This window comes from Bacillus cereus group sp. N6, from assembly GCF_016483705.1.
Classification (GTDB): domain Bacteria; phylum Bacillota; class Bacilli; order Bacillales; family Bacillaceae_G; genus Bacillus_A; species Bacillus_A wiedmannii.
Genome location: NZ_JAEHBI010000005.1, coordinates 140,363 through 164,473, shown reverse-complemented (window position 1 = coordinate 164,473; position 24,111 = coordinate 140,363). Strand labels below are relative to the sequence as shown.

Sequence of the window (24,111 nt, the reverse complement as noted above, 5' to 3'; positions counted from 1 at the left end):
AGCGGAATGTGTCATTCTTTTTTCGAGAAGAACTTACGTTTAACCCATTAAAAAAAGAGATGTCAATTCGACATCTCTTTAACAACCACAATTTCCTTTTTTACTTTCTACTGCTGCGCCCGTTTCACCCTTCAATACATCGCCATTAGTCGAAATTAATATTTCATCTGTTACGTTGTTAGAAATCGTACTTGCAACTAGCTGTAGTAAGTCATTTACATATGTTTGTGAAGATTTAAATTCTTGCACAACTGGGATACTATCCAACTTATCTTGCAATGCATCAATGTCAGCTTCTACTTTTTTCAAAGCTTCCCATTTCCCGTAATGCTGCAAGTTTACTGCTTGTTTTTGCAGTGCTTTAATTTCATCAATTGCGCGCTTTACATTTTCATTTTTATGAATTTGCGCCTCTGCTTTCTTAAAGAAATCAACTTCTTCTGTTTCAGAAATCATTTTTGCTAATTCTTTCGCTTGTTCAACAATTTCATCTTTCGAATATGCTTTCATCTATTATTCCACCTCAATCGGCTCTTCAACTAATTCCCCGTTAAGAGACCAAGTTTTTGCTTCCGTTACTTTTACTTTCACAAGCTGACCAATTAAAGATTTTGAAGCGACGAAGTTTACAAGTTTATTCGTACGAGTATAACCTGCGAGTACTTCTGGATTATTTTTACTTTCCCCATCAACTAACACTTCCACAATTTGACCTTTGTAACGATTATTCTTTTCAATTGCCAACGTATTGACTAGTGTATTTAAGCGTTGAAGACGTTCTTTTTTCACTTCCATCGGTACATTATCTTTCATTTTTGCAGCTGGTGTACCTTCGCGCGGAGAATAAATAAAGGTAAAGGCAGTATCAAATCCTACTTCACGATATAACGACATCGTTTCTTCAAATTGCTCATCTGTTTCATTCGGGAAACCAACGATAATATCAGTTGTGAATACTGCATTTGGAATTGCTTCTTTAATTTTTCTTACAAGTTCTAAATAATGCTCACGTGAATATTTGCGCGCCATAATTTTTAACATATCTGTGCTTCCAGATTGAACTGGTAAGTGAATATGTTCTACTAAGTTTCCACCTTTTCCAAGCACTTCAATTAAGTGATCATCGAAATCACGTGGATGGCTCGTTGTAAAACGAATACGGGCAATATCAACTTTACGGAGTTCGTCCATTAAATCGCCAAGACCGTATTCGAAATCTTCAAAGTCTTTACCATATGCATTTACGTTCTGGCCAAGTAATGTAATTTCTTTATAACCATTCGCAGCTAAATGACGAATTTCTTGGATAATGTCTTCTGGACGTCTGCTTCGCTCTTTTCCACGTGTATACGGCACGATACAATATGTACAGAACTTATCACAGCCATACATAATATTTACCCAAGCTTTAATATCACCACGGCGTACTTTCGGAAGGTTTTCAATTACATCCCCTTCTTTTGACCAAACTTCAACTACCGTCTCCTTCGAGAACATCGCATCTTTAAGAATATACGGCAATCTATGAATATTATGCGTTCCAAACACCATATCTACATGCTGATTTTTTTGCATAATTTTATTTACAACAGATTCTTCTTGAGACATACAACCACATACACCAATTAAAAGGTCCGGATTTCTTCTTTTTAATGACTTTAAATGACCTAGTTCACCGAAAACTTTATTTTCAGCATTTTCACGAATTGCACAAGTATTTAATAAAACTACATCTGCATCTTCAGTTGAAAAGGTTGGCTCATATCCAAGTGCGGTGAAAATACCCGCCATTACTTCCGTATCATGCTCATTCATTTGACAACCATATGTACGAATATAGAACTTTCTTCCTGTACCAAAATTGCGAAATTCTTCAGATAAGCCAAAATCCCGTTCAATTTTAACTTCTTCTCTCCCTCGTTTTTTCGCATCTTTTAAGGAAGGTGGTTGGTATACACTTTCAAAGTATTTACTATAATCTTTCTCTTCTTTTTTCGTAGAGGAATTTGCTTGTCGACTTGCTAATCGTTGTTGCTCGTTCATCGGTAATCTCCTTTCACCCTTAACTATACACACTCTATAGTCCATTTTAATGCGCTTTGACTCACCTCAAAAATGGTTAGATAGCTTGAGAGATAACTTGTCCTTTGAAACTTGAGTAATCAATCTAATCATTTATAAGAATGAAGTCTTCCCCACACAAATAGACATTCCCTTTTCATACTTCTTTTTGTCCTATCCAAAAGCATATTGCTTTATCCCTATAAACATTACCATAGTATGAAGCGTTGCGCCAATTTTAACAAGAAAGAGGCTCTATCTGATCTTACATTTCATCAGCAATGAACTCGCCATTTTCATACAACGATTTATATATTATTTTACCATTCTGAATTTTCTAAGTAAATAAGACTACCCTATATTTTTTACTCATAAAAAAAGGTTACCAAATGGCAACCTCCTCTTCTTACATTACATAAATTCAGCTACGAGTTCATCAAACATTTTCTGATCCATATTTAAATCAGCTTGCACTAAAGGCTTCTCACTATAGCCTTTTACAAGTTCTTGGTATGAAGGTTGCGCTGTATTTTGATATATTAAACCTGTTACTAATCCGTTATTTTCCATTAACGTTTGCATAGCCATCATGCGATTAGACGGATCATATCCCTCTACTGTACTTAGTTTTGTTAAATTCTCTTTAAACCAATCGTAAGTATTTACTTTATTGTAAGTAACACATGGGCTGTATACGTTAATTAATGAAAATCCTTTATGGTTAATACCAGCTTCAATAATTTGTGTTAATTCTTTTAAATCACTTGAAAAGCTTTGCGCCACAAATGTCGCACCAGCTGTTAAAGCCATTTCCATAACATTTAGTGACGGTTCAATTGAACCTTGTGGTGTGCTTTTCGTTTTAAATCCAGCTTCACTACGCGGTGAAGTTTGCCCTTTTGTTAATCCGTAAATTTGGTTATCCATTACGATGTACGTAATGTCGATGTTACGACGAATAGAATGGATTGTATGTCCCATACCAATCGCAAATCCATCACCGTCACCACCTGATGCGATAACTGTTAAATCACGATTTGCCATTTTCACACCTTGTGCAATTGGAAGGGCACGACCATGAATACTATGCACACCATATGAATTAATATAACCTGAAATACGACCTGAACAGCCGATACCGGAGACAACAGCAAGTTCATCTGGATTTAAACCAACGTTAGCTGCCGCACGTTGAATTGCAGCTTGCACCGAGAAGTCTCCGCAACCTGGGCACCAGTTTGGTTTTACGCTGTTACGAAAGTCCTTAAATGTTGCCATTTAATACAACCCCTTTTTTGCATTCGTTGTAAATCTCTTTCGGCAAGAATGGGTTCCCATCATATTTTAAAAGACTAGAAATTTTCTCACCGTTACCAAGATTCATTTTCATAATGTTAGCAAGCTGACCTGTTGCGTTGTTTTCTACCACTACAACACGCTTCGCATTTTTCACAAGTGGATCGATTTCAGCTGTCGGGAACGGGTGAATTAAGCGTACATGAGCATGGTTTACTTTCATACCCTCTTGTTCTAAACGCTCCATTGCTTCTTCGATCGCACCACGAGTTGAGTTAAATCCAACAAGCAATACGTCCGCTTCTTCATGCTTAACATTTTTATAGACAGGGGTGTTAAACTTCAAGTTCTCCATTTTACGGAAACGTTTGTCCATTTGATCTTTACGGTTTATTGCTGATTCAGATGGTTTACCAGTTTCATCATGTTCTACACCTGTAACATGGTGAACACCATTTTTCATACCAGGTAAAACACGTGGTGAAACGCCATCTTCGGTTACTTCATAACGCTTGAAGTATGCTTTATTTTCACGTTCTGGTAATTCCGCTTCTAAATCAAGCTTACCGCGACGAATTTCCACTTTATCTAACGTAAGCGGTTCTACAGTTTGTTTTCCTAAAGAAAGCTGTAAATCCGTTAAGAAAATAACAGGTACTTGATATTCTTCAGCTAGGTTAAATGCTTCTACAATATCATAGAAAGCTTCTTCAACTGTACTTGGCGCCATTACGATTTTTGGAATCTCACCGTGCGTACCGTAAATCATCGCCATTAAATCCGACTGCTCTTGTTTCGTTGGTAATCCTGTACTTGGACCACCACGTTGTGTATCAACAATTACTAATGGTGTTTCTGTAATACCCGCTAAACCAATCGCTTCCATCATTAAAGATAGACCCGGACCGGCAGATGCAGTTAATGTACGAACACCAGCATAGTTTGCACCGATTGCCATTGTACAAGCTGCGATTTCATCCTCAGTTTGGATTACTGTTCCACCAACTTTTGGCAATTTTTTAATTAAGTATTCCATAATTTCAGATGCAGGTGTAATTGGATATGCAGACATAAAGCGAGCACCACCAGCTACCGCACCAAATGCGATTGCATCGTTTCCAATCATAAACATGCGTTTCTTACCATCAGCTTTTTCAAGCTGCATCATGTTTACTTTCTCACCAAGCAATTCTTTCATATATTGAGAGCCGCGCTTAATTGCGTCCATATTCTTTTGAACGACTTGCTCTCCTTTACGACCAAAGATTTCTTCAACAACATTTAAATAAGCTGTTTCATCTAATCCTAATACCGCACTTGATGCCCCAACAGCAACCATGTTTTTCATTAATGATGTGCCTAATTCTGAAGCAATATCTGTAAACGGTATCACATATAGATTTACATCTGTATTATCAGGTATTGTTGGATTAAATTTCGCATCCGCAACTACAATTCCACCTGGACGTAGTTCGTGGAAGTTAAAATCAATTGTTTCTTGATCAAAAGCAATTAAAATATCTAAATCATCTGAGATCGCGCGTACTTCTGTTGTACTTACGCGAATTTTATTATTTGTATGGCCGCCTTTAATACGTGATGAGAAGTGGCGGTAACCGTATAGGTAATATCCTAATCGGTTTAATGCAATACAGAAGATTTCTCCTGTACTTTCAATTCCTTCACCTTGTTGGCCTCCAACTTTCCATGAAAGTTGACTAATCATCTCCTACACCCCTTTTGGCTGCATTCATTGTAGTGTATTTTTTTACAGTAATAGTTTAGCATTTTTTATACAAATAAACTACAACGGACGCAAATTATGCCTCTTCTGATTTCCCTGAATCTTTAGTATAAAGCTATTTTGTTTTTCATTCTAGTATTAGGTCTTAAAAAAAGCAATAATATCAAATGAATTAATTCTAATTTTTCTGGATTTTTAAAACAAAAATCTTAAAAGCTTATATGTTCAACAAAATTATCATATAAAAATCGCTCTACAGTAGATGCAGCATAGTGTTTACAAAGCTCATTCATTACATTTTCATAATCTCGATACGCTGATACATTTACAACTGTTTCTAATATCCCATCAAAATCCGAACCAAACCCTATATTCTTCTCTCCACCTAATGAACAAATATATTCGATATGTCTTACTATATCTGTTATATTCGCTTGTTTTTCATTTGTTAGAAACTGCGGTACGAAAGTGACACCTATCATGCCATTTCGCTTTATAAGAGCTTTAAGTTGTTCATCGTTTAAATTACGTGGATGCTGACAAAGTTTCATACAGTTTGAGTGGGAAGCAATAGGATTTTTTGCACTTTCTACAACATCCCAAAAACTTCTTTCATTCAGATGAGACACATCAGTCCATACATGTAACATATTAAGTTCTTGTACAACTTCTTTACCGAAAGTCGTTAAACCCGCCCCACGTGTCTCTAGCGCACCATCAGCTAATAGATTGGCATAATTCCATGTTAGTCCAAAAGAACGTACTCCTAGGCGATACAACAACCGTAATTTCATTGCATCTTTTCCAATTGCTTCGCATCCTTCTAGTGTTAATATCGCTCCAATCTCGTCCTGTTTTAACATGTTAATATCATCTTTTGTCTGAATAAACTTTACACCCGGTAATGATAAAATTTCATTATAAAAAATATCTACCATTTGTAATGCCGCTTCAAATCGTTTTTCATATAGCACTGTTTCTGGCACATATATAGCAAAACATTGTATACTTCCTTTTCTTCTCTTTAACTGTTCAAATGTAATATGTAATTGCGGATCATGTTTAAAATCCTTTTTCCCTTGTGCACTCCATAACTGAAGAAGCACATCACAATGAGCATCAAAAATTTTCATTTTCATTCCTCCATTATAAAAACAACCTGTTTGCATACTGCAAACAGGTTGTTTAAACTTAACGAGGTTCTACAATTAATTTTATTGCTGTACGTTCTTCCCCATCAATCATAATATCCGTAAACGCTGGGATACAAATCAGGTCCAAACCACTAGGCGCTACAAATCCTCTTGCAATTGCTACTGCCTTTACCGCTTGGTTCAATGCACCTGCACCAATGGCTTGAATTTCTGCTGTTCCGCGTTCGCGAATAACACCTGCAAGTGCACCAGCTACAGAATTAGGGACCGACGTTGCTTTAACTTTTAATATTTCCATTCCGCGTTTCCTCCTCGTTTCTATAAAAAGTATTAGCAATTATTTCACTTTAACTTATATTCACGAGGAATGACGCGTATTCCTGCTAAATTTCTGTAATTTTTCTAAAAAATTAAAAAATAATAACTTTTCTAAATCTTACCCAGAAATTACTCAAAAAATGGCTGATCATCATTAATTAAGATACGCTGGATTTTCTTAGCTTTTCCTGTATTAGGATCCACATCAACTAGCACTGCACTTAATTGTGTTCTACCACTTGTCACTTCAAATCGTACTGGTAAGTTTGTTAAAAACTTCTTCAATACCGCTTCTCGATCCATACCTAAAATCCCATCGTAAGGACCTGTCATACCAACATCTGTGATATATGCAGTTCCGCTTGGTAAAATACGATTATCTGCTGTAGGAACATGTGTATGTGTACCCACTACTGCTGTAGCACGACCATCTACATACCAACCTAACGCTTGTTTTTCACTCGTAGTTTCCGCATGAAAATCAATAAAGATAATATTCGTACGTTTTTTTGCAATGTTAATTAATTCATCCACTTTACGGAATGGACAATCAATTGGAGGAAGGAATGTACGTCCTTGTAAGTTAATAACTGCCACTTCTGTTCCATTGCAGTTCACAAAGATAAGTCCTTTTCCTGGAGTTCCTTCTGGGAAGTTAGCTGGTCTTGCAAGATATTTTGCGTCATCAATAAATTCAAATACTTCACGGTTATCCCAAGCGTGGTTTCCAAGTGTAACCGCTTGTGCCCCGCATTCTAAAAAGTTTCGATATATTTTTTCCGTAATTCCACGTCCACCTGCTGCATTTTCTCCATTAATAATGGTTACTGTAGGTGTATATTTCTTCTTTAATGCCGGTACGTATTGTTGAATCATACCTCTACCAGGAGATCCTACTACATCCCCAACAAATAATATTCTCATATGTCTTACCCTTCCTATGTACTACATTTTTTATTACTATAGCTTCAAGTGATTTCCTTACAATATATTTATTATAAGTTTGTTTCACTTGTATACTAATTCCCTTTATTTTAACCAATTCCAACACAAAAAAATAAAGTGGTGTTTCACCACTTTATTTTGCGTATTCCACTGCACGTGTTTCACGAATAACAGTTACTTTAATATGTCCTGGGTAATCCAGTTCATTCTCAATACGTTTTCGAATATCACGAGCTAAACGATGAGCTTCTAAATCATCAATTGTATCTGGTTTTACCAGAATACGAACTTCTCGTCCTGCTTGAATTGCGAATGATTTTTCTACGCCTTCATAAGACTCTGAAATCTCTTCCAACTTTTCAAGACGACGAATATAGTTCTCAAGTGTTTCACTACGAGCTCCAGGTCTTGCAGCTGATAATGCATCTGCTGCTGCAACTAAAACTGCAATGATAGAAGTTGGTTCTGTGTCCCCATGGTGAGATGCAATACTGTTTATAACTACAGGATGCTCTTTATACTTCGTTGCGAGTTCGACACCAATTTCAACGTGGCTACCTTCTACTTCATGATCAATTGCTTTACCGATATCATGTAATAGACCAGCACGTCTTGCTAGTTTTTCATCCTCACCAAGCTCCGCTGCCATAAGTCCAGTTAAATATGCAACTTCCATAGAGTGTTTTAAGACGTTTTGTCCGTAACTTGTACGGTATTTTAAACGACCTAAAATCTTAATTAAATCTGGATGTAATCCGTGAACACCCACTTCAAACGTTGTTTGCTCTCCGACTTCGCGAATATACTCGTCCACTTCACGTCTTGATTTTTCGACCATCTCTTCAATACGCGCTGGGTGAATACGTCCGTCCTGTACTAGTTTATCAAGAGCGATACGAGCTGTTTCACGACGAATTGGGTCGAATCCAGAAAGGATAACCGCTTCTGGTGTATCATCGATAATTAGGTCAATACCTGTTAACGTTTCTAACGTACGAATATTTCGACCTTCACGTCCGATAATACGTCCCTTCATTTCGTCATTTGGAAGATTTACAACCGAAACGGTTGTTTCAGCAACATGATCAGCTGCACATCTTTGCATTGCAAGAGATAAAATCTCTTTTGCTTTCTTATCCGCTTCTTCTTTCGCACGAACTTCACTTTCTTTTACCATTACGGCAATTTCATGAGAAACTTCACTTTCTACTTTACCAAGAATAATTGCTTTCGCTTGTTCGCGTGTCAGATTGGAAATGCGCTCTAATTCTGTTTGTTGCTTTTGAACTAACTCTCCCACTTTGCTTTCCAACTCTTCAATCTGTTGTTGTCTCGCTACAAGAGATTCCTCTTTCTTTTCTAACTGTCGCTCGCGTTTATCGAGCGTTTCGTCTTTACGATCAAGGTTCTCTTCTTTTTGCATTAAACGATTTTCTTGTTTTTGTAATTCGCTTCTACGGTCACGAATTTCTAATTCAGCTTCTGTACGAAGTGTATGAATTTCATCCTTTGCTTCTAAAAGCGCTTCTTTCTTAAGTGCTTCAGCCTCACGATTCGCTTCGTCTAGAATACGTTTCGCTTCGTTAGCTGCACCATTAATCTTCGCTTCAGCAATAGACTTTCGAACAAAAAAGCCAACAACTGCACCGACTGTTGCAAGCAAAATGGAGATGAGTATCCAAACTGTACTACTCATGATTTCACCTCCCCTTGCTATGAATGAAAAAAGACTGTCGGCATGTACATTGAATACCAACATACAGCAAAGACCGTCGTCCCGCTTTTTTAAGGGACTTTCTTCATTTCACAATTAAAATGTCATATTATTATTTCGGCAAGATTTAAGTCTTACTCCGAATATTACTTCTCTTCTTGAGAAGAGTGTTTCGTATATAAGAAAAAATATACATTCTCATTGTATCTATCGCAATTTTCATTGTCAAGCGTTGTCTACTTTTACTTTCTTTACCTTCAGCTCTAATTCATATATGAATTTAAAAAGAAGACAGCATATTATCCTGGAAAACCTTAGTGAATTCCAGTTTATGCATACAAAACATGCATATATCCCTCTTTATACATAGCCTTTTAGGCAGATTAAATATTTTATCTCCAACGATATACAACGCTTTCATAATAATTAAAAATAAAAGACACGGAACCGTGTCTTTTATTTTTTAATCTTGAAGATTTGAATCTTCCGTTTCTTCAGCACCAGAGTCTTCACCAATTCCGTGATGGTCACGAACAAAGAAGGCAATTTCCTCTCTTAAATCCGTATTCTCTTTTAAGAATTGCTTCGAATTTTCACGACCTTGCCCTAAACGCTCTTCATTATAAGAGTACCAAGCACCACTCTTTTGAACGATATCAAGTTCAGAAGCCATATCTAAGATTTCACCTTCTCTTGAAATACCTTCTCCGTACATAATATCAACTTCAGCAACACGGAATGGTGGTGCCACTTTATTTTTAACTACTTTTACTTTTGTTTTATTACCAACGATGTCGTTACCTTGCTTTAATTGCTCCGCACGACGCACTTCAAGACGAACTGTTGAATAGAATTTCAACGCACGACCACCTGGAGTTGTTTCTGGGTTCCCGAACATAACCCCAACTTTTTCACGAATTTGGTTAATAAAGATTGCGATTGTTTTTGATTTATTGATTGCACCTGACAGCTTACGAAGTGCTTGAGACATTAAACGAGCTTGTAGACCTACGTGTGAGTCACCCATGTCTCCTTCAATCTCAGCTTTCGGTACAAGAGCTGCTACAGAGTCAATTACGATAATATCAACTGCGCCACTTCGTACAAGTGCTTCTGCGATTTCTAGTCCTTGCTCCCCTGTATCAGGTTGTGATAATAGTAATTCATCTATGTTAACGCCTAATTTTTGTGCATATACAGGATCCATTGCATGCTCCGCATCAATAAACGCTGCTTGTCCACCTTGACGCTGTACTTCCGCGATTGCGTGTAATGAAACTGTTGTTTTACCTGAACTTTCTGGTCCATAAATTTCGATAATACGGCCACGTGGGTATCCGCCTACCCCTAATGCCACATCAAGTGCTAAAGAACCACTTGAAATTGTAGAAATTCTACGCTCCGCTTGTTCTCCTAATTTCATAATTGAACCTTTACCGAATTGCTTCTCTATTTGTTTTAACGCCATATCTAACGCCGCTTGACGATCACTCATTCAAAATTCCTCCTTAACTCAATTGCTAATCTTATTATACCTATTTTCAATTCAATTTGCCAACAAAATCGAACATTTATTCGATTTTTTTATTTTCCATTAAATAAAAATGAGTTTAACCATAAAAAAAGCTAGAAGAAACTTATATCTCTTCTAGCTTTTTATATAAATGATAAAATCCATATTTCACCGAACGTTCCCTAATTTGTTGACGACTTCCACTTAAAATAAGAGGAAAGACTACAGTTGGTTCATCCTTAATCGCCAATCCAACGAATACTGTTCCCGGCTCTTTATGTTCTGAAGCATCCGGTCCTGCTACCCCAGTGAAACTAATTCCGATATCCGCTTTTAATAAGCCCTTAACATTTTCAGCAAGATAACGAGCACATTCTTTACTAACTGCACCATCAGTAGACAACACTTCCGCAGGTACATGTAAAACATGTTGCTTCACATCATTATGATAACATATGATACCGCCTTTAAATACTGAAGACACACCAGCACTTTCTGTTACTTGATTGCCAAAGAGACCACCGGTTAAACTTTCTGCACACGCTAAAGTTAATCCTTTTTTCTTCAATAACTCTATCGCCTTATCATGCAGAAACTCTTGATCATACCCGTAGAAAAATTTTCCTACTCTTTCTAAAATCAAATCTTCCATATGCTGAATGCGTTTCGCAGCTTCATCAGCATTTTGATGTTTGGCAGTTAAACGTAGTGTCACTTCTCCATCATTCGCAAGGGGGGCGATTGTCGGGTTCGTTTGTCCATCAATTAAATCTTGAACTTTCACTTCTAATTGAGATTCCCCAATCCCGAAAAAGCGAAGCACACGAGAATAAATGTTTTCTCCTGTTGTAAAGTTACGTAAAAAAGGCTCTACATAACTTATATACATCGGCTTCATCTCTTTCGGTGGTCCTGGTAATAAAATATAAACTTTCCTGTTCTTATTTAGCCCCATACCAGGTGCCATGCCGTGATCATTCGCAAATACAGTTGCTCCATTCAAAACGAGCGCTTGCTTTTTATTATTCTCTGTGAACTCGCGACCTGTACGCTTAAAGTACTCGCTTATCGATGCTAATGCCTTTTCATCATATACAAGCTCTTCACCCAACCTAGAAGATATCGTTTCTTTCGTCAAATCATCTTTTGTCGGGCCTAATCCACCTGTGAAAATAAGTATGTCAGCACGTTCTTCCGCAACTTCAATCGCCTGCTGTAATCGCTTGTTATTATCTCCAACTACAGTATGGTAGTACACATTAATTCCGATTGAAGCTAACTTTTCAGATAAAAACTGGGCATTTGTATTTGCAATTTGTCCAAGTAATAATTCAGTTCCAACCGCAATAATTTCAGCATTCATCCCAATTCCCCCATAAACTTCTATTTTGAGTTTACAAAAGCAGCTCTATTTTTCCAGAAATAATCCCACCCTGAAATAACAGTAAAGATTAATGCAATCCATATGAAAATATCAGCAACTGGGATATGGATTAAATTTAAAGGTACATCGTGTAATAAATACGCCGCAATTGCAATAATTTGTGTCCACGTCTTAATTTTCCCTAACTGATTTGCTGCCACTACTTCTCCTGTTCCAGCAAGTACAAGGCGTAAACCAGTTACTGCAAACTCACGGCTGATAATTACAATAACGATCCAAGCAGGTACGTATTGCATCTCAACTAATGTAATAAGCGCTGCTGAAACAAGTAATTTATCAGCTAACGGGTCAAGAAACTTCCCTAAATTCGTTACAAGATTATACTTTCTTGCGTAATGTCCATCAATCCAATCTGTAGCCGAAGCAATAATAAAGATAAGTGCCCCTACTAAATGTTGAATTGGTAAATCAACATCACCAATTGTGTATGAACCCCAATCAAAGGGTGCTAACATAATTACCATAAAAATTGGAATTAAGAAGATTCTAGATATTGTAATTTTATTTGGTAAATTCACAGCTATTCCTCCATCATATCAAAAACATTTGTTCATTGAAAAAAGTCATCGAGGCGATGACTATTATTGTGCAGGTTGCCCTATCCCTTGGTTTTTTATCACCAATCTTTGGTGAAGTTCTTTTTCTGGATCCAATGGATAAGCGACCACTTGGCCATTCAGTTTAACTTCAACATTCGTTGCATTCCCAATATTAAGTCGCACTTCTTTTAATGTTGATACATCACGTTTTTCTATTTGGCCCTCTTGTACTGTAGCGTTTAGAATCACATTCCCCGCATCATCTTTAACATCTACATAACTCGCACCTTTACCCGATATTTCCAGTTCTAATGTTTTATTGTTATGAATTTCCAAAGTAGATACTTTACCAGTTGTACCAACTACTTTTACTTCTTCTTGTCCCGTTGGTTGTGCTGGTTGTTCCTCTTTCTTTGGCTCTTCTTTCTTTGGTTCCTCTTTTTTCGGCTCTTCCGCTTTCACTTCATCTTTCTTCGTATCTAACGGAGAGTTTTCTGCTTTTTTAACTTCAATTTTCTCACTTTGAGCATTCGGAACTTTCTCATCACCTTTTCCAGTTAACGCTTGGAAAACAAACCAAATTACCACTCCAAATGCAATTACTAATAGCGCAACTAAAACTTTCGGCATATGATCTGCAATTGGCCATGATGAAGATTTTTGCATTGTTTCTTGTGTTTTCTGTCCTGTTGATACTTGTGGAACGTCGCGTTTTTCAGATTGTGGTATCGTACTCTGATATTCTACAAGCAGTTCCTCTCCATTTAACCCAACCGCATCTGCGTATTGTTTAATGAATGCACGCGCATAAAAAGCTCCGGGCAATACATCATAATTGCCTTCCTCAATCGCTACTAAATGGCGTTTTTGAATTTTTGTAATCTCATGCAGCTGATCCATAGACAAGCCCTTCGTTCCTCTTGCTTCTTTCAGCTTTTGTCCTAATTCTGTCACTACTAACACCTCAATATTTCTTTAAAAGTCAAACATAGAGAAATTATTTTGCGTACCTTGCTCAATTTCATCTACTAAATTATATTGAATTTCTTCATCATAATCGTTACGCAACTCGATAATATAATCAAAATCATCCAATGTGTATTCTGACTGACTCACAAATACGTCAGGATGTTCCACAACTTTCGTTGCAGGTAATCTCATAATTTCACGAACAAGCTGCCAATGCCTTTCGTTAGCACGCTTTGTTGACACGATTCCATCTAAGATAAAAATATTGTCGTCGCTATACTCATCTTCAATCAATTGACTACGAACAGTTTGCTTAATAAGAGTAGATGATACAAATAACCATCTTTTATTTGCACAAACACTTGCGGCAACAATGGATTCTGTTTTTCCGACACGAGGCATTCCTCGTATCCCGATTAGTTTATGACCTTCTTTTTTCATTATTTCAGCCATAAAGTCTACAAGTAACCCTAATTCATCACGTACAAATCGAAATGTCTTCTTATCATCTGCATCTCGTTGTATGTACCTACCATGTCTAACCGCTAGCTTATCTCTTAGCTTTGGCGGACGATATTTCGTTACCGTTATGTTATCCATCGTATTTAAAATTGATTCAAGTCTAGAGATTTGCTCTTGATTATCACACATAAGGAGTAATCCACGTCGTGCATTATCTACACCATTAATTGTGACAATATTAATGCCGAGCATACCGATTAACGAAGAAACGTCACCAAGCAAGCCAGGTCGGTTTTTATGTATTTCATATTCAAAATACCATTCAATCATCCAAGATCACTCCCCTTGCTTACTTTACACCTACGTACTATATTATATGATTTCACCTTAATAGGGAAGCTAAATGTATAATCTATCCCGTTCAATTATTATACAAAAAAAATAGAGAGGAGAATCTCCTCTCTATTTTTTACTTATGCTGTACAAACTTCACCATTAAGTTTGCGATTGTATGTTGCTCTTGTTCATCAGCAACTTTCCAAAGCTCAGACAATAATTTCTCTTGATCGTTGCGCGCTTCTACTTCATTTGCTAAATAATCTCCAACACGAAATGCCATATCTGATACAGCACCACCATCAAGACCTTTTCCTGATGCCTGTTCTAAACGTTCTCCTAAAAAGCTCTTCCATTGATCAAAATTATCTAAAACTGACATGTGTAAGCACCTCACTACTTAGTAATAGAATCATGCTTAATTTGTACAGTTTTTCATTTTTTATGTAAGAAATTTTTAGCAATGCCAACCACCATTTACTCCGATAATTTGTCCAGTTATGTAAGATGCTCCTGGTGATACGAGGAATGACACTGTTTTCGCTACCTCTTCTGGTAGCCCCAACCTGCCTAACGGGATCTCTTCAGCAATTTCATTCTTATCCTCTTCTGAAAATACTTGTAACATTTCCGTTTCAATTGCACCTGGCGCCACCGCGTTAACCCTTAATCCACTTAATGAAACTTCTTTCGCTAAAGCTTTCACATATGAATTCTGTGCACCTTTTACCATCGAGTAAAGCACTTCACATGATGCGCCGATTTGGCCCCATATAGAAGAAACAAGTACAATATTACCACTTCTCCGCTGAATCATAGATGGCAGCGCCCTTGATAATAATTTATAGATACTCTTCACTTGAAGTTCTACCATATAATTCAATTCATCGTTCGTTACATCTGTTACGAGTCCAAAGATACTCTTCCCAGCTGCATATACGATAGCATCAAGAGGATGTTCAATTTGTTCCCACAACTGCTCTGCCCCATCAGTAGAAGCTAAATTCGCTTGAACAGGAATCACTTCACCCCATTCTTTCTGCAATTCGTTCACTTTCTCTTCACCGTTATTATAATGAACATATACTGTATATCCATCTTGAATTAATTGTTTTGAAATAGCAGAGCCAATCCCTCCGCTTCCTCCAGTTACTAATGCATACTTTTTCATACAATTCCTCTCTTATCTCAACAAAATCTTTCTCTTATAAATAATACCCTCATCTTACAATTTATCAATGATAAGATGAGGGTATTATTATGAAATCTTTTATTTTTTCGGTAAAACTTGACAAACACTCATTTTCTCTTCTGATAATAATAATTTGGCTACTTCTTGTAAATCTTGAACAGTTAAACTTTCTAATACAGTCAATGCCTCAAACAGACTAGATTCATTAAACGCATATCGTGTAAATTGATTTGCAATATATTCCGGCGAATTCAACGAGCGTAAAAAGCCACCTATTTTCTTTTTCTTTACTCGTTCTAATGCCACCTCATCTAATTGATCATAATTTGTATTTAGTAAAATGCTTTTCAAACGCTCTTCCAGCTCATCAGGTTGCTTCGTATCGCCGCCAACCATTGCAAAACCGAAGTTATTCTCTTCCGTATAATCATACGAGAACGAATCATCAATAAGACCTTCATTATATAAAGATTCGTAATGAACGGAGCTTTTCCCAAATAAATAATCTAAAAGTAACGTAAGCGCAATTTCTTGTTTTAAAAGGGCTTTCCCTTTTTCTTTTAAATTTGTCGCTTTAATACCAACTAAACATTTAGGTGTTTGTACAGGCATGGAAATAATTTTCTTCTTTTCATTTACCTCATCTGGTTCTTCTTCAAATGAACGTACAATTTCTGGCTGGTTTTTATAATCTTTTTTCGCTTGATTTTCACGTACTAAATCCATTGTTTTCTCTGGATCAATTGCCCCCACAACGAACAATAACATATTGCTCGGATGATAAAATGTTTCATAACATTCATATAATAAGTCTTTCGTAATTTTACTAATAGACTCGATTGTCCCTGCAATATCAATTTTAATTGGGTGCTTTACAAACAAGCTATCAATTAATCCAAAGTATAAGCGCCAATCTGGATTATCTTGATACATTTGAATTTCTTGCCCAATAATCCCCTTCTCTTTTTCAACTGTTTTTTCAGAGAAGTAAGGCTCTTGTACGAAGTTTAACAATGTATTTAAATTTTGTTCTACATTTGATGTACATGAAAACAGGTAAGCTGTTCTTGTGAAAGATGTGAAAGCATTTGCTGATGCTCCTTGTTTACTAAACAATTGGAAAGCATCGTGATCTTCTTTTTCAAATAATTTATGTTCAAGAAAATGAGCAATTCCATCAGGCACACGAACCATTTCTTCTTTACCTAGTGGTACGAATGTATTATCCATAGAACCATATTTTGTCGTAAACGTTGCAAATGTTTTATTAAATCCTTGCTTTGGTAAAATATATACATCTAATCCATTAGGAAGTTTTTCATAATAGAGTGTCTCTTTTAATTGCTCATAAACAATTTTCTCCATTTATTCTCCCTCCGTTCCTTGTAAAAAGTAAATTGTATCTAGTTCAATATTTTTAGCAACTTTCACAATCTCTTCTTTCGTCACACTTTCAATGCCTGTAAGCCATTCTTCAACCGGACGCGTACGATCTGAAATAATACCATGATACAGCATCTCCACAAATCCGCGTGGTGTATCAATCGCCTCTAATATTTGATTTTGAATAACACTTTTCGTTTGATGCATCTCTTCTTCAGAAAAATCACCATTTTGCATCGCTAACATTTGTTCTTTAATAATCTCAACAGCTTTTTCATAATTTTTCGCTTCGATCCCTGACATGACAAACAATAAGCCTTTATGACTTTCAAAGCGGGATGCCGCATAGTACGCTAAACTATTTTTTTCACGAACGTTAACGAATAGCTTCGAATGAGAAAATCCTCCAAACAATCCATTGAACAATTGTAGCGCAAAATAATCTTCGTCTTTATACGTAATAAACGTACGATAACCAATGTGTAATTTACTTTGTTTTAATTCTTGTTTTTCAACAACTTCTTTTTCTTCATTATTTCTCTTATGAAGAAGTACATTTCTTTCTCTCGCAGGACGCGCTGAAATAGAAAAATACTTACTTACAAGATCCACTGCGTTTTCTGAAATATCACCAATAATGTATAGATCCATTTCATCTTCTGCTAACACTTTTTGATAATATTGATACAAACTTTCATTTGTAATAGAAGAAACAATTTCTTTTTTCCCATGTGCACTTAAACGATACGGTTCTACTTTGCACATTTCTTCAATTAAACGCTCGTTTGCATAGCGCATTTTATCATCGTACGTAGCTTCAATTCGTTGCAAGAGCGCTCTCTTTTCACTTTCTACGATAGAAGGTAAAAAACCATTCCCCTCTGTTGCTGGATGTAAAACGATATCCGATAACATAGAAAGCGCTTTTTCAAATAGCGGTGGTGCATCATGTAAATATACTTCATTTGCAATGTCTACATAAATAGAGATAATATGGTCTTCTCCTTTTTTACTTACATCTACTGCCAAAGAAGATCCGTATAATTCTTCTAAATATTGACGAAGACGAATTACAGAAGGAAGCTTTTCTGTCGCACTTTGCAATACGTATGGCAATAGGGCACGCTCTGTCACCGTCTCCTCATTTAAAGGTGCTTTAAAACGAAATACAAAAGTATTTGTTTTATATTTATCAGTCGGAATAATATGTACTCGCAAACCACCTAACTCATGTAACTGTTGTTCCATTAGTTTCATTTATAGCCCTCCTTTACGTATATAGGAATATTCCTCTTCAATATACAGTTTTTAGAAATGAAAAATCAACTTTTCTTCCTCACTATACTTACATGAGGCTCTTTCTAAAAACTTTCATATGTAAGGAACATAGTAAAATTCCGTATTACATATATTCTATGTAAAAAAGCCCGCACTAATGTGCGAGCTTTTTTATACTTATCGTTTTCCTTTTTCATACGGCGTTCCTAACGCTTTCGGAGCTTCAGAACGACCTACAAAACCAACAAGTGCTAATATTGTGAATACATACGGTAATATCGTTAAGAATACACTTGGAATTTCTTTCAGTACCGGGATGGTACCACCTGTTATTCCTAGTGATTGAGCAAATCCGAAGAACAGAGCCGCTCCAAGAGCACCTAATGGATTCCATTTACCGAAAATCATAGCTGCTAGCGCTAAGAAACCTTGTCCCGTAATTGTAGCACCTGAGAAGTTACCAGAAATCGACATAGCGAAGACCGCTCCACCAACCCCTGCAAACATTCCAGATATAGCAACTGCAATATAACGCATTTTATATACATTAATCCCCATCGTATCTGCTGCCATTGGATGTTCACCAACAGCACGAAGACGAAGACCGAACGGCGTTTTATAAATGACATACCAAACGACAAACGCTAAAATAATAGCAATATACGATGTTAACGGTACATTTGAGAAAAAGATTTTTCCGATTACCGGAATATCCGAAAGACCCGGAACATCGATTTTTTCAATACGGTATTGAATGAAATCAGTTTGTCCTTTGCCAAAGATTTTCTTAATCGCAAATACCGTTAAACCAAGAGCTAAGAAATTAATCGCTACCCCGCTCACTACTTGATCCGCACGGAATGTAATGGATGCTACTGCATGAAGAAGTGCAAATAACCCACTACCAATCGCTGCAAATAATAGAGCTATCCAAGGAGTCATCGCTCCCCACGTATCACCCATTAATAACGTTGTAACGATACCAGTAAATGCACCAAATAACATTAAACCTTCTAACGCTATATTTACAACTCCAGAACGTTCACTAAACACTCCACCTAACGCCGTAAAAATAAGTGGCGCTGCCGTATATAACGTACCCGTCACAAGAATGGCTAAAATATCTAAAAAGCTCATTTATTTCCCCTCCTTGCTCATGCGTGTAAGTGCCCAGCGTAAAACATAACTGCACGCTACAAAGAAAATAATACATGCAATAATAACGTTAATTAACTCAGAAGGTACATCTGCTTCAAAATTCATTTGAGGGGCTGCACTTTTCAAACCACCGAACAGTAAAGCCGCTAATAATATACCAAACGGATTATTCCCCCCAAGTAGAGCTACCGCAATCCCATCAAATCCGATACCAGTAAACGAAGACATCGCTGTCATGTTTTGGAATGTACCAAGCCCTTCCATCGCACCACCAATCCCTGCAAATGCACCCGCAATCGTCATAGATAGTACAACATTTCGAGAAACTTTCATCCCCGCATACTGAGAAGCATGTTGATTAAATCCAACAGATTTCAATTCGTATCCCAATGTCGTTCTGTCCAATAAGAACCACATAATAATTGCTACTAATATCGCTACGACAATCCCCCAGTGCAAACGAGAACCATCTGTTAAAGAGGATAACCATTCAGAAGATAAAGAAGCACTAGATTTTATATCATATGACTTCTCATTCGCCTCATGTAAGAAGCGCTTAATTAAATCATACGTCACGTAAAGTGCAATATAATTCATCATAATCGTTACGATTACTTCATTTACTTTAAATTTCCCTTTCAAATATCCCGGGATAAATCCCCATAGCCCACCAGCTATTGCCGCTACTAAAATTGACAACGGAATATGTAAAATTGCCGGTAATGATACTGCATATCCAAACCAAACAGCAGCAAGCCACCCGACTAATAACTGCCCTTCTACTCCGATGTTAAAAAGGCCTGTACGGAATGCAAATGCTACAGAAAGTCCTGCTAATACAAGCGGAATCATCGTACGTAATGTTTCACCAATTGCTTGTGGGTTTCCAACCATTCCTTCCCAAAGCGCTGCATACCCAACAATTGGATCATATCCACTAAATAACATTACAATGGCACCAACAAGTAAACCAAAAATAACGGATAATACAGGAACTAAAATATTAATTGTTCGCTCCGTTAAAAATTTTTTAGCCATTTGTATTCACCTTCTCTTTCTCCGTTCCGCCAGCCATCAACAAACCAAGCTGTTGTTCATTTGTTTCTTTCGCATCAACAATTGCTACAATTTTCCCTTCATATATAACAGCAACTCGATCACTTACATTTAATATTTCATCCAGTTCTAGCGATAGAAGCAATACTGCTTTCCCTTTATCTCTCTGCTCGATTAATTTTTTATGAATAAATTCAATCGCACCTACATCTAAACCACGTGTTGGCTGTGCTGCAATCAATAAATCTGGATTACGATCCACTTCACGTGCGATAATTGCCTTCTGCTGGTTTCCACCAGATAGTGCACGACTTAACGTGTGTTCACCTGGTGTACGCACATCAAACTGCTCAATAAGCGCTTTTGCTTTTTGTGTGATTTGACTAAAGTTTAAAATCCCTTTCTTTGAGAATGGATTTTTATAGTACGTTTGCAAAACTATATTATCTCTAACAGAAAAATCAAGCACAAGACCGTGTTTATGACGATCTTCTGGAATATGACCAATTCCTTCCTCTGTAATTCTTCGAACAGGCCAATTTGTTATTTCTTTTCCTTTAATTGCAATAGAACCTGACTCAACTTTTCGTAAACCAGTAATTGCCTCTATCAATTCACTTTGTCCATTTCCATCAATCCCTGCAATACCAACGATTTCTCCTGCACGAACAGTTAAGTCAAGGCCTTTTACAGCAGGTAATTGGCGTGCATCATGAACGACAATATTCGAAACAGATAGAACCTCTTCTTTCGGTTTAGCCTCTATTTTTTCTGTTTTAAAATTCACTTGACGTCCGACCATTAATTCTGCAAGTTTATGTTCATTCATTTCCGCAACGTCAACTGTACCAATTCCTTTACCTTTACGAATAATTGTGCAACGATCGCAAACTTCCATAATTTCTTTCAATTTATGTGTAATAAGAACGATAGATTTTCCTTCTTGCACAAGCTTTTTCATAATTTGAATCAACTCGTGAATTTCTTGAGGAGTTAACACCGCAGTTGGTTCATCGAATATTAAAATCTCCGCACCACGATAAAGCGTTTTTAATATTTCAACCCTTTGCTGCATCCCAACCGAAATATCTTCAATCTTTGCATTTGGATCAACTGCTAAACCGTACTGTTCAGATAATTGTTTAATTTCTTTCGCAGCCTCTTCAACAGCAATCCTTCCTTTTTTCTTCGGCTCATTTCCAAGAATAATATTCTCTGTAACTGTAAAATTATGAACAAGCATAAAATGCTGATGGACCATCCCAATACCAAGGTCATTTGCTATATTCGGATTTGTAATTTTTACAGGTTTTCCTTTAATCTTAATTTCTCCCTGTTCTGGTTGATACAAACCGAACAGTACATTCATCAATGTTGATTTCCCTGCACCATTTTCTCCAAGTAAAGCGTGTATCTCTCCCTGTTTTACTTGCAGCGTAATATCATCATTCGCTACAATGCCTGGGAATACTTTTGTAATATTGTTCATCTCAATTACGTATTCCATTTTGTTCCTCCTTCTAGCAGGGAACACTCCCCAATTGCAGTCTATTAAAGGTATTTTTATATATACAAAGGTTAGTTCTAAGAACTAACCTTTGCTATTTCTCTATTATTATTTCTTTAGAGAAGCTTCATATGTTTTATATTCTTCGTCAGTTGCAGGTACTTTAATTTCACCGTCAGTGATTTTCTTCTCAAACTCTTCTACTTTTGTTAAGATTTCTGGATTTACTTTTTTCACATTGTCAGTAGTTTTCGCAATACCAACACCGTCATCTTTTAATCCAAACTCTTCTACTTTACCGCCTTTTAATTTACCATCTTTCGCTTCTTGTGCTACTTTTGCTACTGCAATATCAACACGTTTTACCATAGAAGTTAAAGTTACGTTTTCAGGCATACCTTCTTGATTTTGGTCACGGTCAACACCGATTACCCAAACGTTTTCACCTTTTTTCTTACGGTTTTTCGCTTCTGTGAATACACCGTTACCAGTTGCACCTGAAGCATGATAAATTACGTCAACTCCACCACCGTACATTGCTGAAGCTAATACAGATCCTTTTTCTGGTTTGTCAAATGCATCTGCATATTGCGCTACAATTTCGATATTTGGATTTACTGCTTTTGCACCAGCTTTGAAACCTGATTCAAACTTTGTAATTAATGGACTCTTCACGCCGCCAACAAATCCAACTTTATTTGATTTCGTCGTCATTGCTGCTACAGCACCAACTAGGAATGAACCTTCATGGTCTTTAAATGTAATACTTGTTACATTCGGCTCTTTCACAACACTATCTACAATTGCAAATTGCTCTTTCGGATATTGTTTTGCAACCTTTTCAATCGAGTCTTGCATTAAAAATCCAATTCCGAATGTTGTGTTATAATGATCTTTCGCAAATTTTGTTAAGTTTGGAATATAGTCTGCATCTTTACTTGATTGAAGATAACGATATCCTTCATTTTTCTTTAAATCGTTGTCTTTACCAAATTTCGTTAAACCTTCCCAAGCTGATTGGTTAAATGATTTATCATCAACGCCCCCAACATCTGTAACCATACCAACTTTGAACTCTTTTTTGTCGCTACTCGCCTTATCTGAGTTACCACATGCACCTAAAATCGCGCTTGCTGCTAATGTTAATGATAATAAAAGACCTGTTTTTTTCTTCATACTAGAAACCCCTCCTAAAATTATATATATCTCTTTATTCTTACGCTGCTGTCCCTAACTTCTTGCTGTCACCTCCCTAAAATGGAACTTACCTACATACGTTTTCTTAATACGTGGAAGCTAAACTTATCAGCTCTAAAGTAATTGATAGAATATAAGATTGGCTCATCATTTTGATCATAGTGCATTTGTTTTAAAACTAGCAGTGCCGTTTCCGGTTCACATTCTAAAATCGGTGAGATTTTCGGATGATAGCCAATTGGCTCAATGTGAGCAACTGCGTATGTGATACGTTTGTGCGTATTGTTATGTATCACTGTAAGTAACGATTCTTCGTTGTATCCCGATAAATCTGGCAAGATTTCTTTTGCAAGTTTATCGATACAATATACAACAGGTTCCCCATCTGCTGTACGCACACGCTCAATCATTACGGCATTAAAACCGTCTTCACTATTAAACTTCTCTTTTTCTTCTTCTGTTAAACTTGTTGTAGATGATGATAAAAAGATAGTTCCTGGTGTTTTCCCCACACTAGAAATCATATCTGTAATACTAGAAAGTTGTTCAATCCCAGAAGAAAATAACGGCTTTGCATTTACAAATGTTCCTACACCATGTCTACGAATGACAACATTTTCTTCTTCTAAAATACGCAGTGCTTCCCTTAAAGTCGCCCTACTTACACCAAGTTCTTTCGCTAAATCAAACTCTGATGGTAACTTCTGTCTTTCTTTGTAAGCTCCATCTTTAATTTTTTCTTTGATGTGATCAATCACCCGTAAATATAGGTGACGACTATCGGATTTTACTGACATAAGACTCCCCCGCATTTCAATTATTCGACCTCTGATGTAAGACTTCTT

At 36.7% G+C, this 24,111-nt stretch carries 22 protein-coding genes; all 22 read right to left on the bottom strand.

The genetic code is table 11. The features are described 5' to 3' along the window. Positions 1 to 78: 78 nt before the first annotated feature. The 22 genes from JDS99_RS06710 to JDS99_RS06605 all read right to left on the bottom strand — a co-directional run bounded on the left by JDS99_RS06710 (position 79) and on the right by JDS99_RS06605 (position 24,063). Positions 79 to 510, bottom strand: coding sequence for a YlbF/YmcA family competence regulator (locus JDS99_RS06710; protein ID WP_000649386.1), 432 nt, complete (start codon positions 508 to 510; stop codon positions 79 to 81). Positions 511 to 513: 3 nt separating this feature from the next. Continuing rightward, the gene (miaB, locus tag JDS99_RS06705) at positions 514 to 2,043 is read right to left on the bottom strand and encodes a tRNA (N6-isopentenyl adenosine(37)-C2)-methylthiotransferase MiaB (protein WP_001005406.1); all 1,530 of its coding nucleotides are present in this window, start codon (positions 2,041 to 2,043) and stop codon (positions 514 to 516) included. A gap of 429 nt (positions 2,044 to 2,472) precedes the next feature. Next, positions 2,473 to 3,339, bottom strand: a complete 867-nt coding sequence (locus tag JDS99_RS06700) for a 2-oxoacid:ferredoxin oxidoreductase subunit beta (protein WP_000190162.1) — start codon at positions 3,337 to 3,339, stop codon at positions 2,473 to 2,475. Beyond that, entirely contained in the window at positions 3,326 to 5,083 is a 1,758-nt protein-coding gene (locus JDS99_RS06695) for a 2-oxoacid:acceptor oxidoreductase subunit alpha (RefSeq protein ID WP_000625432.1), read from the bottom strand. Before JDS99_RS06695 ends, JDS99_RS06700 begins: the two co-directional genes overlap by 14 nt. Positions 5,084 to 5,310: 227 nt before the next feature. Beyond that, positions 5,311 to 6,234 carry a dipeptidase gene (locus JDS99_RS06690; RefSeq protein ID WP_098190029.1) on the bottom strand — a complete coding sequence of 308 codons (924 nt, stop codon included), beginning with the start codon at positions 6,232 to 6,234 and terminating at the stop codon, positions 5,311 to 5,313. Positions 6,235 to 6,292: 58 nt separating this feature from the next. Continuing rightward, a complete protein-coding gene (gene spoVS / locus JDS99_RS06685; protein WP_000404341.1) occupies positions 6,293 to 6,553 on the bottom strand; it encodes a stage V sporulation protein SpoVS in 261 nt (86 codons plus the stop codon). A gap of 149 nt (positions 6,554 to 6,702) precedes the next feature. Next, the gene (locus JDS99_RS06680; protein WP_001221093.1) at positions 6,703 to 7,497 is read right to left on the bottom strand and encodes a TIGR00282 family metallophosphoesterase; all 795 of its coding nucleotides are present in this window, start codon (positions 7,495 to 7,497) and stop codon (positions 6,703 to 6,705) included. Between the two features lie 154 nt (positions 7,498 to 7,651). Then, a complete protein-coding gene (gene rny, locus JDS99_RS06675) occupies positions 7,652 to 9,214 on the bottom strand; it encodes a ribonuclease Y (protein ID WP_048545962.1) in 1,563 nt (520 codons plus the stop codon). Between the two features lie 481 nt (positions 9,215 to 9,695). After that, entirely contained in the window at positions 9,696 to 10,727 is a 1,032-nt protein-coding gene (gene recA, locus JDS99_RS06670) for a recombinase RecA (RefSeq protein ID WP_048545964.1), read from the bottom strand. A gap of 142 nt (positions 10,728 to 10,869) precedes the next feature. Then, positions 10,870 to 12,108 (bottom strand): competence/damage-inducible protein CinA, encoded by a 1,239-nt coding sequence (gene cinA, locus JDS99_RS06665; protein WP_046956498.1) that lies wholly within the window; start codon positions 12,106 to 12,108, stop codon positions 10,870 to 10,872. A gap of 20 nt (positions 12,109 to 12,128) precedes the next feature. Then, positions 12,129 to 12,707 (bottom strand): CDP-diacylglycerol--glycerol-3-phosphate 3-phosphatidyltransferase, encoded by a 579-nt coding sequence (gene pgsA / locus JDS99_RS06660; protein ID WP_046956497.1) that lies wholly within the window; start codon positions 12,705 to 12,707, stop codon positions 12,129 to 12,131. A gap of 63 nt (positions 12,708 to 12,770) precedes the next feature. Beyond that, positions 12,771 to 13,682 carry a helix-turn-helix domain-containing protein gene (locus tag JDS99_RS06655; RefSeq protein ID WP_000137490.1) on the bottom strand — a complete coding sequence of 304 codons (912 nt, stop codon included), beginning with the start codon at positions 13,680 to 13,682 and terminating at the stop codon, positions 12,771 to 12,773. A 21-nt stretch (positions 13,683 to 13,703) separates the two neighbouring features. Next, positions 13,704 to 14,489, bottom strand: coding sequence for a DUF3388 domain-containing protein (locus tag JDS99_RS06650; protein WP_000574107.1), 786 nt, complete (start codon positions 14,487 to 14,489; stop codon positions 13,704 to 13,706). Between the two features lie 139 nt (positions 14,490 to 14,628). Continuing rightward, a complete protein-coding gene (locus JDS99_RS06645) occupies positions 14,629 to 14,877 on the bottom strand; it encodes a DUF3243 domain-containing protein (protein WP_000114455.1) in 249 nt (82 codons plus the stop codon). A 75-nt stretch (positions 14,878 to 14,952) separates the two neighbouring features. Next, a complete protein-coding gene (gene ymfI, locus JDS99_RS06640) occupies positions 14,953 to 15,666 on the bottom strand; it encodes an elongation factor P 5-aminopentanone reductase (RefSeq protein WP_088064276.1) in 714 nt (237 codons plus the stop codon). Positions 15,667 to 15,765: 99 nt separating this feature from the next. Next, the gene (gene yfmH / locus JDS99_RS06635) at positions 15,766 to 17,052 is read right to left on the bottom strand and encodes an EF-P 5-aminopentanol modification-associated protein YfmH (RefSeq protein WP_048545969.1); all 1,287 of its coding nucleotides are present in this window, start codon (positions 17,050 to 17,052) and stop codon (positions 15,766 to 15,768) included. Next, complete coding sequence (gene yfmF, locus JDS99_RS06630) at positions 17,053 to 18,327, bottom strand: EF-P 5-aminopentanol modification-associated protein YfmF (protein WP_048545971.1); 1,275 nt, start codon at positions 18,325 to 18,327, stop codon at positions 17,053 to 17,055. It lies immediately after the preceding gene. Between the two features lie 198 nt (positions 18,328 to 18,525). Next, complete coding sequence (locus tag JDS99_RS06625; protein WP_000008847.1) at positions 18,526 to 19,485, bottom strand: ABC transporter permease; 960 nt, start codon at positions 19,483 to 19,485, stop codon at positions 18,526 to 18,528. Further along, positions 19,486 to 20,544, bottom strand: a complete 1,059-nt coding sequence (locus tag JDS99_RS06620; RefSeq protein WP_001074492.1) for an ABC transporter permease — start codon at positions 20,542 to 20,544, stop codon at positions 19,486 to 19,488. It abuts the gene before it with no gap. Further along, entirely contained in the window at positions 20,537 to 22,069 is a 1,533-nt protein-coding gene (locus JDS99_RS06615; protein ID WP_088064278.1) for an ABC transporter ATP-binding protein, read from the bottom strand. Before JDS99_RS06615 ends, JDS99_RS06620 begins: the two co-directional genes overlap by 8 nt. A 108-nt stretch (positions 22,070 to 22,177) precedes the next feature. Next, positions 22,178 to 23,245 (bottom strand): BMP family lipoprotein, encoded by a 1,068-nt coding sequence (locus tag JDS99_RS06610; RefSeq protein WP_088064279.1) that lies wholly within the window; start codon positions 23,243 to 23,245, stop codon positions 22,178 to 22,180. A 92-nt stretch (positions 23,246 to 23,337) separates the two neighbouring features. Next, positions 23,338 to 24,063 (bottom strand): GntR family transcriptional regulator, encoded by a 726-nt coding sequence (locus JDS99_RS06605; protein ID WP_000114176.1) that lies wholly within the window; start codon positions 24,061 to 24,063, stop codon positions 23,338 to 23,340. Positions 24,064 to 24,111: the final 48 nt, after the last annotated feature.

Bases quoted from the DNA above. Each gene is read 5' to 3' on its own strand.
- JDS99_RS06710 (WP_000649386.1), bottom strand. From the start codon at position 510: ATGAAAGCATATTCGAAAGATGAAATTGTTGAACAAGCGAAAGAATTA.
- miaB (WP_001005406.1), bottom strand. From the start codon at position 2,043: ATGAACGAGCAACAACGATTAGCAAGTCGACAAGCAAATTCCTCTACG.
- JDS99_RS06700 (WP_000190162.1), bottom strand. From the start codon at position 3,339: ATGGCAACATTTAAGGACTTTCGTAACAGCGTAAAACCAAACTGGTGC.
- JDS99_RS06695 (WP_000625432.1), bottom strand. From the start codon at position 5,083: ATGATTAGTCAACTTTCATGGAAAGTTGGAGGCCAACAAGGTGAAGGA.
- JDS99_RS06690 (WP_098190029.1), bottom strand. From the start codon at position 6,234: ATGAAAATTTTTGATGCTCATTGTGATGTGCTTCTTCAGTTATGGAGT.
- spoVS (WP_000404341.1), bottom strand. From the start codon at position 6,553: ATGGAAATATTAAAAGTTAAAGCAACGTCGGTCCCTAATTCTGTAGCT.
- JDS99_RS06680 (WP_001221093.1), bottom strand. From the start codon at position 7,497: ATGAGAATATTATTTGTTGGGGATGTAGTAGGATCTCCTGGTAGAGGT.
- rny (WP_048545962.1), bottom strand. From the start codon at position 9,214: ATGAGTAGTACAGTTTGGATACTCATCTCCATTTTGCTTGCAACAGTC.
- recA (WP_048545964.1), bottom strand. From the start codon at position 10,727: ATGAGTGATCGTCAAGCGGCGTTAGATATGGCGTTAAAACAAATAGAG.
- cinA (WP_046956498.1), bottom strand. From the start codon at position 12,108: ATGAATGCTGAAATTATTGCGGTTGGAACTGAATTATTACTTGGACAA.
- JDS99_RS06650 (WP_000574107.1), bottom strand. From the start codon at position 14,489: ATGATTGAATGGTATTTTGAATATGAAATACATAAAAACCGACCTGGC.
- JDS99_RS06645 (WP_000114455.1), bottom strand. From the start codon at position 14,877: ATGTCAGTTTTAGATAATTTTGATCAATGGAAGAGCTTTTTAGGAGAA.
- ymfI (WP_088064276.1), bottom strand. From the start codon at position 15,666: ATGAAAAAGTATGCATTAGTAACTGGAGGAAGCGGAGGGATTGGCTCT.
- yfmH (WP_048545969.1), bottom strand. From the start codon at position 17,052: ATGGAGAAAATTGTTTATGAGCAATTAAAAGAGACACTCTATTATGAA.
- yfmF (WP_048545971.1), bottom strand. From the start codon at position 18,327: ATGAAACTAATGGAACAACAGTTACATGAGTTAGGTGGTTTGCGAGTA.
- JDS99_RS06625 (WP_000008847.1), bottom strand. From the start codon at position 19,485: ATGAGCTTTTTAGATATTTTAGCCATTCTTGTGACGGGTACGTTATAT.
- JDS99_RS06620 (WP_001074492.1), bottom strand. From the start codon at position 20,544: ATGGCTAAAAAATTTTTAACGGAGCGAACAATTAATATTTTAGTTCCT.
- JDS99_RS06615 (WP_088064278.1), bottom strand. From the start codon at position 22,069: ATGGAATACGTAATTGAGATGAACAATATTACAAAAGTATTCCCAGGC.
- JDS99_RS06610 (WP_088064279.1), bottom strand. From the start codon at position 23,245: ATGAAGAAAAAAACAGGTCTTTTATTATCATTAACATTAGCAGCAAGC.
- JDS99_RS06605 (WP_000114176.1), bottom strand. From the start codon at position 24,063: ATGTCAGTAAAATCCGATAGTCGTCACCTATATTTACGGGTGATTGAT.